Source organism: Pontibacter sp. Tf4 (assembly GCF_014212495.1).
GTDB lineage: Bacteria > Bacteroidota > Bacteroidia > Cytophagales > Hymenobacteraceae > Pontibacter.
Window position 1 is genome coordinate 178,403 of record NZ_JACKZC010000004.1, and the last position, 13,183, is coordinate 191,585.

A 13,183-nucleotide genomic window follows, 5' to 3' on the forward strand; every position below is an offset into this window, starting at 1 on the left:
AAACTATAGCCTGGTGCGTTGCCCGTTACAACGCCGGTATTTAGCAGATAAAACACAGGAAAGCTCTGGCCACGGTTATTAGCAATTTAGCGTAATTTAGATTTATTTGCAGCTACACTTTAACCGCAAACTGTTGGCTGAAACTCCTTACCTTATTTCTTTTGAGCAGGCAGGCACTGCTGCCGAGGGGATTCTTACGTCCACACAGTTTGCCCGGGAGCTGCCATTTGCCATACAACGGGTATTCTGGATACAGGGCACTCCACCGGAACGGGTACGCGGACATCATGCCAACAAAACTACCCGCGAAGTGCTGATAGCCCTGAACGGAACTATAAAGGTAACAGCCGAGACCAGCAGCGGCATAAAAGAGTTTGTATTATCGTCGGCAGCCGAAGGGTTGTACATACCCGCCATGTGCTGGACTGAACTCACCTTTACAGAGGGAACTATAGCCCTTTGCCTGGCCAGCACCGATTACGACGAACAGGACTACCTGCGGGACTATGACATGTTTAAAAAGCTGATCGGGAAACTATAGCAATGCAGGTACCATACGTAGCATTCCGGGATTGGCCGCAAGGCTTGGCACAGCAGGTAGAACAGGCCGTAGCGCGAGTTATGCGGGAGCAACAGTTTATACTGGGGCCGGATGTAGAAGCGTTTGAACATGCGTTTGCCAGGTTTCTGGGTGCTGATTTCGCTATTGGGGTAGGCAACGGATTTGATGCGCTGGTACTGGCGCTGCGAGCAGTTGGGGTTGGGGCAGGAGATGAAGTGATCTTACCAGCCAATACTTTTATTGCTACTGCCAATGCCGTAGTCCACCTTGGGGCCAAACCTGTATTTGCCGAGCCCGACGCACAAACCTATAACCTTACCGCGGCCACAGCCGGGAAGCACATTACACCCAAGACCAAAGCTATAGTTGCGGTGCACCTGTACGGCCAGCCCTGCGAAATGGAAGCATTACAGCAACTATGCAAAGCCTATAGTTTAAAGCTGGTAGAAGATGCGGCGCAGGCCCACGGAGCAACCTATAAAAACCAGTTTGCAGGCACGTTTGGCGATGCAGCTGCTTTCAGTTTTTACCCCACCAAAAACCTGGGTGCCCTTGGTGACGGCGGCGCAGTTGTAACATCCGATCCGGGCCTGGCAAACTACATCAGAAAATACCGTAACTATGGCCAGCAGGAAAAATACCACAACGACCTTATCGGTGTAAACTCGAGGCTGGACACGCTGCAGGCGGCCGTGCTAAGCGTGAAATTAACTTATTTGCACCAGCAGAACCAGGAACGGCAACTGCTGGCGCAGCGCTACCAGCAGGAACTGCAAACTATAGCAGCACTTACTCTGCCGGCAACGGCCAAAGACTCTAGCCACGTTTACCACATCTTCAACATCCGTACAACGCGCCGAGATGAACTGAGAAACTATCTGCAACAGCAAGGTATCCAGACAGCAGTCCATTACCCGGTTCCCATTCATCTGCAGCCAGCCTATCGTTTCCTGAACTATAAGCCGGGCGATTTCCCGGTTACAGAAGAACTGGCCTCCACCAGCCTGAGCCTCCCCCTCTTCCCCGGCATGACAGAAGCAGAACAGGAGCATGTTATCAGAAGTGTAAAAGCTTTTTTTGTCTGAATTTTTTTTCTGAATCAGGATTTTCAGGATTAAAGGATTTACAGGATTAGGGCTGTGGCTATAGTTTAAGTTACAGTTTTATAATTGCGGTAATCAAACCACCCCTGCCCCTCCTTATCCAAGGAGGGGAACTCTGATATTGCTATAGTTTCAGCTATAATTCTATAGTTACAGACCACGAACAGGACAGGTTTACCTGTCCCTTTGGAACTATAACCAGGAGAAAACCGATCTGCCCAAGCTAAGAGCTAAAACATCAACTATAGCTAAGGCATTGACTATCGAATTGCTATCAGTCTTTGGGTTGAGCGCCTTGTAGATTTCTGGTGCCGCAAGGCATTGCGAGGTACGAGCAAAGGAAATGTACACCGCGCGATGCCCGAAGACGGGGCCTCCCGGCCCGGGAAGGAGCCAACGAAACTATAAAACTGTAGGTTCTTAGAGCTCCCAGGAATAAAGGAATTTTGGAAGGATAGTTTAGTTCCAGCAGTAAGCAGAGCCAACTATAGAACTAAAGGACACATAAGATCCCTCGGCTAACGCTCGGGATGGCAATGAAGTAACTATAGGCTGAGATAGATTTCTCGCTACACTCGAAATGACAATACTGGCTTTACAACTAAAAACAGCAACTATAGAATAACTATAAATCCTTATTTTAGCAGCCATGTCCCAACCACTTGTCTCCATCATCTGCCTTTGCTACAACCACGAGCGCTTCCTGGAAGAGGCCTTGGACTCGGTATTAGTGCAGACGTATGACAACCTGGAATTGATTATAGTGGATGACTGCAGTACTGATAACAGTCCGGCTATCATTGAGGAATATTGCCGCCGGAATCCGCAGCTAAGGTATATCAGCACTGGTAAAAATGTGGGCAATACCAAAGCATTTAACACAGGCTGGCGCGAATCGAAAGGTGAATTTGTGATCGATTTTGCGACTGACGACGTGCTGCTGCCGGATAGGGTTGGGAAGCAGGTAAACCAATTCCGGAAGCTGGGCCAAAACTTTGGCGTGGTTTATTCCGACGCCGCGTACATCAACGATCGATCCAACCATCTTTACCTGCATAGCCATAAATACAGACCAGCTGCGGAAGGCAATGTGTTTCAGGAAGTATTGGAACGCTATTTTATTTGTCCGCCTACCATGATGATGCGGCGCACCGTGCTGGAAGAACTGAATGGCTACGACGAAACGTTGGCCTATGAGGACTTTGATTTCTGGGTGCGGTCCTCCCGCAACTGGAACTACAGTTACCTGCCGGAAGTAACCACCAAGCGCAGACTGCATGCTGCATCACTTTCGCAACGATACTATAGTTCGGATGGTAAAATGCTGCGCTCCACACTAAAGGTCTGCCAAAAAGCTGCGGATCTGATCAGAACAGACGAAGAAAAAGCTGCACTTGTAAAACTGCTGAAGTACGAGATCCGCCACGCCTACCTTACCGATCATTTTCCGGAAGCTGCGCAGTTTCTGGAGCTGCTTCAGCAACTGCATCCAAACTATAGCGTAGTTTATGGTTTTGTCAAGATGCTGAATGACAGGAAGTTATCGTTGAGTTTTATCAGGCGACTGTACTATAAGGTCCGGTACGGGAAATAACCGAAACGATTGCGCTGGTCAGTTTTTTTGTGCTATTCTTTCTGAGATTAATATGATAAACATTTCGGGATTTTCGCGTACATATTAGTTTAAAGCATGCGGCTGGCCAACAACCTGATTAACTAATTGTTAAAGCGGCTGCCATAGTTCCGGCATTAATCTGTATATTTGAGTTTTAAAATAAGCACCTACGTATGATCACAGCACTTTCCTCGCGTGTAGAAGTAATAAAATGGATGGAAGATTTTGTCGGCGAAAAAATCACTGAACTCCTGAAAACAGTGGAAGATAGCTGGCAGCCTGCCGACCTTTTACCAGACTCAACAGTTGATAACTTTTTAACAGAAGTAAAAGAACTGCGCGAACGTGCCAAGGAATTGTCGTATGACCTGCTTGCTGTTTTAGTAGGCGACACAATTACAGAAGAAGCGCTCCCAACTTACGAGAGCTGGCTGATGACGATCGATGGTTTACCAAGCGACCCACAGGGACCCTGGATGCGCTGGAACCGCGCCTGGACAGCAGAAGAAAACCGCCACGGCGATATTCTGAACCGTTACCTGTTTTTGAGCGGCCGCATCAACATGCGCGAAATGGAAGCATCAACGCAGTACCTGATTGCGGACGGTTTTGACCTGATGACCGATAATGACCCGTACCGTTCGTTTGTGTATACATCCTTCCAGGAGACTGCTACTAACATTTCGCACCGCCGTGTGGCCCAGATCGCGAAGCGCGAAGGCGATAACGTACTGGCTAAACTTTGCGGTCACGTAGCTGCCGACGAAGCCCGCCATGCCAAAGCTTACAAGTCGTTTGTAGGTAAAATTTTTGAAGCCGATACAAACGAAATGATGCTGGCTTTTGAAGACATGATGCGCAAGAAGATTGTAATGCCGGCTCACTACATGCGCGAACTTGGTGTTGACCTTGGTAAGACATTTGGTCACTTTACAGATGCGGCCCAGCGTATAGGCGTGTATACATCTGCCGATTATACCGACATCCTGGAAGGCCTGATCAAAGAATGGAAAATTGAAACCCTGACTGGCCTGAATGAAGCTGGCGAGCGTGCCCGTGACTATGTGATGGCGCTACCTGCCCGTTTAAAGCGCGTAGCAGAGCGTATGAAAGTACCACAGCTGGAATACAAGTTCCGCTGGATAGCTGACTAAGAAGGAGTTGAACTAAACTATAGAAAAGGGCAGGTTACGAAAGTAGCCTGCCCTTTTTACCTTCCCCCAGCCCCTTCCTAAGAACAGGAAGGGGAGCATAAAAGTGGGGAATACAAATTAAAAAATTCACTGTACTTAGGAAGATGTAACTTTTAGAAAGGATGTTATTTTATCCTTCACTGCTTCTAAATTCTCCAGCACCTCATCATTCCGGAATCGGAGTACTGCATAGCCCCAATTGCGAAGCTTTTCATCTCTTAGCTTATCATTTGCAATTGCTTCCGGGGTATCGTGTACGGTACCATCTATTTCAATCACCAAACGCTCTGCAGCGCAATAAAAATCAACTATAAAGTTCTCGATACTGTGCTGGCGTCTGAACTTTCTGCCTGACATTCTCCAGCTACGAAGTTCCTGCCAGAGCACTTGCTCCGCAAATGTCATCGAGTTCCGAAGTACAGTTCGCTGCTCCTTTAGATGGGGTAAACTGTGTAGCTGATCTTTTCTCATACGAATATTTGAGCCACGAACAACAACTATGGAGAAAGCAGTTCCAATTGCAGGTCAAATGCTAATCTCCCCTTCCTGTCCTTAGGAAGGGGCCGGGGGAAGGTAAACTAACAAAACGCCTGCAGCGTTGTTATACTATACAACTTATTACAAACTATGGCTTTAGGGTACAGATTTGCAGAATACATTCCGCCGGAAGACAGCAAGCCCGACTTTGAGACACTACTGAAGCTGTTTCTGCAGTTGGTAACGATCAGTTCCGGCGATGTGGGCGAGGCACTCAGCTGGCTCAGCTCCCTGGATAAACAATACAACCTGACCAGCGACGAATACGGCATCGGAGATTTTATAGAAGACCTGAAACGCAAGGGCTACCTCGATGAGAACCCGCAGGAACGCGGTAGTTTCACAATAACTGCCAAGAGTGAACAGAGCATACGTCGCAGTGCGTTGGAAGAGATCTTCGGGAAGCTGAAAAAAGGCGGGCAGGGTACACATGCTACCCCACACACCGGCATCGGCGACGAAGCCAGCACCGACCGCCGCGAGTACCAGTTTGGTGATGCGCTAGAACAGATTTCCATGACCGATTCTATCCGCAACGCGCAGGTAAACCACGGCTTAGGCGAGTTCAGGTTAACGGAGCAGGACCTGGAAGTAACCGAAACCGAGCACAAAACACAGGCTTCTACAGTACTGATGATCGATATTTCGCACTCTATGATCCTGTATGGCGAAGACCGCATTACACCAGCCAAAAAAGTAGCAATGGCGCTGGCCGAGCTCGTGAAACAGAAATATCCGAAAGATACGCTGGATATCATCGTTTTCGGGAATGATGCCTGGCAAATAGAAGTGAAGGATTTGCCTTATCTGGAAGTGGGGCCTTACCACACCAACACGGTTGCGGGTTTAGAGCTGGCCATGGACATTCTGCGCAAACGGAAAACACCGAACAAACAGATCTTCATGATCACTGACGGGAAGCCAACCTGCTTGAAGATCGGTCTGAACTACTATAAAAACAGCTTCGGCCTGGACCGGAAAGTAGTGAACAAAACGCTGAACCTGGCTGCCCAGTGTCGCCGTCTGAAGATCCCGATCACCACCTTTATGATCGCATCGGACCCCTACCTGCAGCAATTCGTAGATGAGTTTACCAAAGTGAATAACGGGCAGGCATACTATAGTTCGCTCAAAGGCCTCGGCCACTTGGTTTTCCGGGACTACGGCCGAAACAGAAAGAAAAGCTTTTAGAGTTTAAGAGTTTGGGAGTTAGAGAAGTAAGAGTTTGAGAAGGAATAAATTTAGGAAGTATAAATTCCCCTCCTTGGAGGGGTTAGGGGTGGGTTTACACAAGAAGATCAACAATTTAACCATCAACCATTTAACCATTAAAACTGCTTACTGATAAGTGGTTAACTGATAACTGAAACAATGGAGTATAAAGACATACCAGCCGATAAGCTATTACATATAAAAACACTGGGGCAACTGAAAGCAACCGGCTACGAACCGCAGTCAGTGAAGCAGGAGCTGCGCCAGAACCTGATCAAAAAGCTGCAGAACAAGGAAGATGTTTTTCCGGGCATCTGGGGTTATGAAGAAACTGTTATTCCGGACATGCAGCGGGCAATCCTTTCGATGCACCACATTAACCTGCTGGGCTTACGCGGACAGGCCAAAACCCGTATTGCCCGCCAGATGATAGACCTGTTGGATGAGTACATACCCGTTGTGCAGGGCTCTGAACTAAACGATGATCCATTGCAACCGCTCTCACGCCACGCCAAAGACCTGATACAGGAACACGGCGACGACACACCCATTAGCTGGCTCCACCGCGAGGACCGTTACACCGAAAAGCTGGCAACGCCTGATGTATCAGTAGCCGACCTGATCGGGGATGCAGACCCTATAAAAGCGGCTACTATGAAGCTGCCTTATTCTGATGAACGCGTCATCCATTTCGGGTTAATACCGCGCTCACACCGCGGGATTTTTGTGATTAACGAACTACCCGATCTTCAGGCAAGAATCCAGGTAGCGCTGTTCAATATTCTGCAGGAAGGCGATATCCAGATCCGTGGTTTTAAAGTGCGCATGCCATTGGATATTCAGTTTGTGTTCACGGCTAACCCAGAAGACTACACCAACCGTGGATCTATAGTTACACCACTGAAAGACCGCATCGATTCGCAGATCATCACGCATTACCCTAAGACTATAGAAGTAGGTAAGAAAATTACCCAGCAGGAAGCACACATTAAAGACGAGCAGGAAAAACTCGTACAAACCAACGACATTATCGGCGATCTGATAGAGCAGGTAGCGTTTGAAGCACGCGAAAGTGAGTATGTGGACCCGAAAAGCGGTGTATCAGCGCGTTTAACCATTTCGGCTTATGAGAACCTGCTGAGTGCTGCCGAACGCCGTGCTTTACTGAATGGCGAAAACAAAACCTATGTGCGTGTTGCTGATTTCCTGAATACAATTCCATCTGTAACAGGTAAAGTAGAGCTGGTGTATGAAGGAGAGCAGGAAGGAGCAGGGCATGTGGCGCAGGTGCTGATGGGCAAAGCCATCCGTACGCAGTTCCTGAAATATTTCCCGGATCCGGACAAGGTGAAGAAAAGCAAGCAGGCCAATCCTTACAAAACGATAACAGACTGGTTTGGCGACGGCAATACTGTGGACATCCTGAATGATGCATCGGCGGCAGACTATAAGAAAGCGCTGAAAAGAGTGCCCGGCCTGGAGGAGTTGGTTGATGCGCACCAGAAAAACACGAAAGGCGATGAAAAGCTGTTTATGATGGAATTTGCCCTGCACGGTTTAGCAGAGCACAGCCAGTTAAGCAAAAGCCGCCTGAGCACCGGGCTGCAATTCAAAGACCTGCTCAGCGGTATGTTCACGATGCCAAAATTTGGCGAAGAGGAAGAAGATGATTTTTAAGGTTATGAGGCTACTAAAACATGAAAGCTTATAGTTGGTCTCATCCTTTGTAAAAAGACAACCTCACATTTAAACATGAAGCAAGCAAAGCCCTCACCGTGAAAATTACTTTTACGATGAGGGCTTTGCTGTACGCTACTCTACTCTTATCTCTGTAACCGGGTGCATCTGGCCTTCGGTGCGGGCAACCATGGCAGCTACCGTCGCATCGCCGGTAATGTTTACGGTGGTGCGGCACATATCAAGCAGTCGGTCCGGGGCGAGTATGAGCGCAATACCTTCTATTGGTATTCCAGCTTGTTGCAGTACAATAACCAGCATCACCACACCGGCGCCCGGCACCGCAGCCGCCCCTATCGAGGCAAGTGTTGCTGTCATCACAATTCCTAACTGCGTCATCAGATCAAGGTGCATCCCATACGCCTGTGCAATAAATACGGCCGCTACCGATTGGTAAAGGCTGGTGCCATCCATGTTTATAGTTGCTCCCAGGGGCAGCACAAAGCTGCTGATCTCGCGGTTTATGCCAAGATTTCTTTCGGCGCACTCCATGGTAACAGGTAGCGTTGCGGCACTCGACGAAGTGGAGAAAGCCAGCATCTGTGCCGGGAATATCGCCTTGTAAAATTGTTTGTACTTTATTTTACCTACCGTTGTAAACAGTAAAGGGTAAACTATAAAAATAAGAATAGCCAGCCCCAACACTACCACAATGCAGTAATAGCCAAGCACCAGTAACAGTTCTGCCGCCGAGCCGGGGTCGTTGCCCGCAAACTCTACAACCAGACCTGCCAGCAGCGCAAATACGCCATAAGGCGCTGTTTTCATTATAAAATCCACCATGCGCAAAATCACCATGTTCGTGCCCTCAAAAAAGTCGTTTACCGGCTGGGCTTTGTCGGGAGGGATGGTGATGAGGGCAATGCCGAAGAGCAGCGCAAAAAAGATAACCTGCAGCATTTTGCCGTTGTCGGTCATGGCACCGAAAATGTTGCCGGGCACAATATCTACCAATGGCTGCAGCGGGCCCTGTTCTTTCACGGTTTCAGCGTCGGATGATTTTTCGGAAGTAGTGTTGGCAAACTGCTCCCGGAACTCTTCCCGTTTCTCGGGCGAGAATGCTTTTCCCGGCTCAAATATATTAACCAGCACCAAGCCCAGCGAGACAGCCAGTACCGTTGTAAAAAGATAGATACCTATAGTTTTGGAACCGATGCGGGAAAGCCGGCTGATATCGCTGAGGCTGGACACGCCTGTAATAAGCGATACCAGCACCAGGGGCACTGCAATCACCTTCAGCAGGTTTATAAAGATGGTGCCGAAAGGCTGTATCCAGTCGAGGGTGAAGGTAACCAGGCCGAAGCCGCTGGCAAACATCCCCCAGAGTACGCCCAGGGTCATACCGATTAGTATCTGCCAGTGAAGTGCAAGTTTTCTCATGTTGTATCTGTTGTGAAAGCCGCTTTTGTGCAGCAGTAACTTTCCAGTTTTTCAGACAAGGCAGGAGTGGTACCAACTATAGCCGGCGTGGCAAAGCAGATGTGCCCTTTGGGTGCCGTATTTCCTGCGATCTTAATTTAAAAGTAAATACTGGGTGTGGCTATACTTTGTTGGAATTATGAAAACATTGCTTCTGTGAGTGTAATAAACGGGCTATAGTTTGGTACAAAAAAGCCGCTCCTGTGCGGGGAGCGGCTTCTGTGCTATAGTTGCTGAGGGATTATTCCTCTGTTACTACAATTTTTTCGATCTTATCATTTGCCTTGATCTGGTCGATCACATCCAGGCCTTCTACTACTTTACCGAAGCAGGTGTGGTTACGGTCGAGGTGGGCTGTGTTTTTGCGGCTGTGGCAGATAAAGAACTGTGACCCGCCTGTGTTGCGGCCTGCGTGTGCCATGCTCAGCACGCCACGGTCGTGGTACTGGTTCTCGCCTGTCAGTTCGCAGTCAATTTTATAGCCCGGGCCGCCGGTGCCAGGTATGCCTTTGGCGCCTTCGCGCGAGTTAGGGCAACCACCCTGTATCACGAAATCCGGAATTACACGGTGGAACGTAAGGCCATCGTAAAAGCCGTCTTTGGCAAGTTTTATAAAGTTGTCAACTGTTTTGGGGGCGTCCTTTTCGTAGAACTCTACTTTCATGACACCTTTACCTGTATGGATCTCTGCAGTTTTCATGCGTTTATGCGTTAAGTTTAAACATCGGTCAAAAACAAAAGTACGCAATTTATAGTTTAAGAAGACTATAAAACTCCAGTTTAGCTTACTGGCCAGCCGGAGAACCAGCCCCTACCACTTACTTATGAAGACATGCTTAAAACATTATCTGCTGAGCCTGCCTGTATGTTTTGCCTTACTTACAGGCTGTGGTCCCGATAAATACCAGGAAAAGAATACCCGGCAGGAGGGAGCAGAACAGCAGGATACAAATGCTTCGGCCGCCAGCAGGCTCGCCCAGACCGACCAGGTGAATATAGCATCTGCCGCCGGAAACGGGGAGGTGCCATCTTCGCTCACCATACCACAGAATGCCCAATCCAAAGCGGAACTCTCTACTTTTATTTTAGTCTTAAAGAAGGCCGGTTTGCTGAGAACCCTGAACAATACAGGTCCCTATACGGTGTTTGCGCCATCTAACAAAGCCTTCGAGGCACTGCCCGGTAATACCCTGAAAGACTTGACCAAGCCAGGGAACAGACAGCAACTGGAAGCGTTGCTGAATAACCACATTGTGGCCGGAAAACTTGATGCCACCGCGCTGCAGGATGGTTCCAGGATAAAAACGCTGGCCAACGGGGAACTGGAAGTATCAAAACGGCAGGAAAACGTAACAATAAACGGTGCCGAAGTGATCATTTCGGACGTGGAAAGCAGCAACGGCGTCATGCATATAGTGGACAAAGTGCTGTTACCAAAGGAGCAGCATCTGTAACCGGAACTATAGTTTAAGCAACTATAGATAAGTACTCCGGAGGCACTAAGGCCTGTCTATAGTTTAAAACGGGTTGGTTGCCCACACAGCCAGTTCTGGAATAAAACCCCTGTTATCCATTTCCAGAGCGCTTTTTATAGCCCAGGCAATTTCCTGACCGCGTAACTTGTTCGGTTGCGCGTGGCGCTCCTCCCGGTCTTCGCGGCCAAAAGCGGTGGTTACTTCACTTGGGTTAATCAGCATCACCCGCACATTATATTTCCGGAGTTCAGCCTGCCAGCTTTGGGTCATGCTGCGTAGCGCTGCTTTAGATGAGGCATACACCGAACCGCCCTCGCCACCTTTGGTTGCAGCCGTAGAGCCGATATTGATGATGTTGCCATAGTTCTGCTTCTTGAAAATTTTAGCGGCCGAAGCTGCCATCATAGCCGCTCCATAAACATTTACGCGATACACCTGCTCAAAATCGGCTATCGTCAGTTCATCCAGCGGTTTATAAATTCCGATACCGGCATTGTTTATCAGCACATCCAGGTGGCCAAACTCATTCATGAAAGTTGTGAACGTATGCTTCACATCGCCGTAATCAGCCACATCCGCAACTATAGGAAATGCGCCAAGCGAGCGGGCGGCTTTATGGGTTCTTTTCTCGTCGCGGCCGGTTATGGCCACATTAGCCCCATGTTTTATCAACAGGTCGGCGGTGGCATGACCAATGCCCAGCGTGCCGCCGGTTATCAGAATATTCGCGTTGTCCAATTTCATAGCTATAGTTGTTAATCTTCTGACATATAAATGGTTAACGGCAGCGCAAACTATAAGGATGAGGTGAGTAACTATAGGCAGGCTCTGTTTTTGTACATAATAAACAACTACGGCCCAAACTAAAACTGTGGCTAAGCTGTAAGCGAAGGCTTCTGGTTAACTATAATTCCTTATATTACACCTCTGTTTTCTCTTACCCTTACGTTTCCGCATACATGATTCTGCATAAAGATGGCCTTATCGTTTTAAATTATGAGGTGGGCTTCGATACATTGGTAGTAAAGTGGCTTGCAAGCGATACCGCTACAAGTCCTGAGTTAAGGTATAGTATGCAGATTCTGGTAGAGAAGATCCGTAGCTATGATATTAAAAGGCTGTTGATTGATGCCCGTGAGGATGTGGTTGCTGTGTCGGATGAGGAGTATGTGGAGCTAAATGTAAACTTTGCAAAGAACCTGGTACAAACCCGGCTGGAGCGCATAGCCCGTTTAGGCACCACGAACCTGAACCGCGAAAACTTTGTGAAAGGGCTTGTAGCGGATCTGCAGAGTTTACCTGAAACCAGCCTGGTTTACAAGGAATTTAACGACGAGGCAACCGCAAAAGAATGGCTGCAGGATAACACTACACAAAACTCCTGAACTCTCTAACTCCTAAACTCTTACTTCCTGTTATCGTCTCCCATCAGCATGCTCAGGTAACTTTCGTAGCGGGTGAGCGAAATTTCGTTGTGGCGGACTGCCTCTACTATAGCGCAGCCAGGTTCGTTAAAGTGGGTGCAGTTGTTGAAGCGGCACTGGTTCATACGCTCGCGCATCTCTGGGAAATAGTGGCCTAACTGGTTTTTAGAGATATCAACTATACCCAGCTCCTTAATACCTGGCGTGTCGATGATAAAGGTCTCGTTATCGATCTCAAACATTTCTGCAAACGTGGTAGTGTGCACGCCTTTATCCGAGAAGTCAGAAATCTCAGAAGTTTTCAATTCCAGATCTGGCACTATAAGGTTGATAAGCGTGGATTTTCCTACACCGGAGTGGCCCGAAAGTAAGGTTGTTTTGCCGTGCAGCAGGCTGTTCATTTCCTCAATTCCTTCGTTAGTCTTAGCCGAAACCGTGATGCTGCTATAGCCGATCTGCTGGTACATGTGGCTGATCTGGCGCTGGTAATCGCGCATCTCCTCATCGTACAAATCGGTTTTGTTAAACACCAGTATCGTCGGGATGTCGTAAGCTTCGGCGGTGACTAAAAAACGGTCTATAAAACCAAACGATGTGCGCGGCGAAACAAGGGTAACGATAAGCAGGGCCTGGTCCAGGTTGGCCGCGATGATGTGCGAGTAAGCTGTTTTGTGCGTGCTCTGGCGGATGATGTAGTTTTCGCGGGTTTCTATTTTATGAATTACAGCCGTGTCTTCACCTGTCGTTTCCACGTCAAATTCTACGCGATCGCCAACGGCCAGCGGGTTGCTTACTTTCAGGCCTTTTATCTTGAATTTACCGCGCAAACGGGCACGGTGCAGTTTGCCTTCCGCATCCCGAACCAAATACCACGATCCAGTCGATTTAACTACAACTCCTTTCATC

13 protein-coding genes are annotated in these 13,183 nt (G+C 48.4%); 8 read left to right on the forward strand and 5 right to left on the reverse strand.

The window, feature by feature from the left end; genetic code table 11:
* The first annotated feature begins 133 nt into the window (after positions 1-133).
* The 4 genes from H7F15_RS08055 (at position 134) to H7F15_RS08070 (ending at position 4,434) form a co-directional block, all read left to right on the forward strand.
* Positions 134-541: an FdtA/QdtA family cupin domain-containing protein gene (locus H7F15_RS08055; RefSeq protein ID WP_185196461.1), complete on the forward strand. Its 408-nt coding sequence runs from the start codon at positions 134-136 to the stop codon at positions 539-541.
* Positions 542-543: 2 nt separating this feature from the next.
* Positions 544-1,647, forward strand: coding sequence for a DegT/DnrJ/EryC1/StrS aminotransferase family protein (locus H7F15_RS08060; protein WP_185196462.1), 1,104 nt, complete (start codon positions 544-546; stop codon positions 1,645-1,647).
* A 667-nt stretch (positions 1,648-2,314) separates the two neighbouring features.
* Entirely contained in the window at positions 2,315-3,259 is a 945-nt protein-coding gene (locus tag H7F15_RS08065; protein ID WP_185196463.1) for a glycosyltransferase, read from the forward strand.
* A gap of 194 nt (positions 3,260-3,453) precedes the next feature.
* Entirely contained in the window at positions 3,454-4,434 is a 981-nt protein-coding gene (locus tag H7F15_RS08070; RefSeq protein ID WP_185196464.1) for an acyl-ACP desaturase, read from the forward strand.
* A 135-nt stretch (positions 4,435-4,569) separates the two neighbouring features.
* Here the strand turns inward: H7F15_RS08070 and H7F15_RS08075 are convergent, their stop codons facing one another.
* Positions 4,570-4,944, reverse strand: a complete 375-nt coding sequence (locus tag H7F15_RS08075) for an endonuclease domain-containing protein (protein ID WP_185196465.1) — start codon at positions 4,942-4,944, stop codon at positions 4,570-4,572.
* Between the two features lie 156 nt (positions 4,945-5,100).
* Here H7F15_RS08075 and H7F15_RS08080 point away from each other — a divergent pair, with 156 nt between their 5' ends.
* Positions 5,101-6,201: a VWA domain-containing protein gene (locus H7F15_RS08080; protein WP_185196466.1), complete on the forward strand. Its 1,101-nt coding sequence runs from the start codon at positions 5,101-5,103 to the stop codon at positions 6,199-6,201.
* A gap of 180 nt (positions 6,202-6,381) precedes the next feature.
* Entirely contained in the window at positions 6,382-7,899 is a 1,518-nt protein-coding gene (locus tag H7F15_RS08085) for a sigma 54-interacting transcriptional regulator (protein WP_185196467.1), read from the forward strand.
* Between the two features lie 135 nt (positions 7,900-8,034).
* Here H7F15_RS08085 and H7F15_RS08090 read toward each other — a convergent pair whose 3' ends face one another.
* Together H7F15_RS08090 and H7F15_RS08095 are read right to left on the reverse strand one after the other, a co-directional pair.
* Complete coding sequence (locus tag H7F15_RS08090; RefSeq protein WP_185196468.1) at positions 8,035-9,339, reverse strand: dicarboxylate/amino acid:cation symporter; 1,305 nt, start codon at positions 9,337-9,339, stop codon at positions 8,035-8,037.
* Positions 9,340-9,619: 280 nt separating this feature from the next.
* The gene (locus tag H7F15_RS08095) at positions 9,620-10,078 is read right to left on the reverse strand and encodes a peptidylprolyl isomerase (protein ID WP_185196469.1); all 459 of its coding nucleotides are present in this window, start codon (positions 10,076-10,078) and stop codon (positions 9,620-9,622) included.
* A gap of 124 nt (positions 10,079-10,202) precedes the next feature.
* Between H7F15_RS08095 and H7F15_RS08100 the strand changes: the two genes are divergently transcribed.
* Entirely contained in the window at positions 10,203-10,832 is a 630-nt protein-coding gene (locus H7F15_RS08100) for a fasciclin domain-containing protein (RefSeq protein ID WP_185196470.1), read from the forward strand.
* Positions 10,833-10,895: 63 nt separating this feature from the next.
* Here the strand turns inward: H7F15_RS08100 and H7F15_RS08105 are convergent, their stop codons facing one another.
* Positions 10,896-11,597 carry an SDR family oxidoreductase gene (locus H7F15_RS08105; protein ID WP_185196471.1) on the reverse strand — a complete coding sequence of 234 codons (702 nt, stop codon included), beginning with the start codon at positions 11,595-11,597 and terminating at the stop codon, positions 10,896-10,898.
* Between the two features lie 215 nt (positions 11,598-11,812).
* Here H7F15_RS08105 and H7F15_RS08110 point away from each other — a divergent pair, with 215 nt between their 5' ends.
* Entirely contained in the window at positions 11,813-12,238 is a 426-nt protein-coding gene (locus tag H7F15_RS08110) for a hypothetical protein (protein ID WP_185196472.1), read from the forward strand.
* Positions 12,239-12,258: 20 nt separating this feature from the next.
* Here H7F15_RS08110 and rsgA read toward each other — a convergent pair whose 3' ends face one another.
* A complete protein-coding gene (gene rsgA, locus H7F15_RS08115) occupies positions 12,259-13,182 on the reverse strand; it encodes a ribosome small subunit-dependent GTPase A (protein WP_185196473.1) in 924 nt (307 codons plus the stop codon).
* Position 13,183 lies beyond the last annotated feature (1 nt).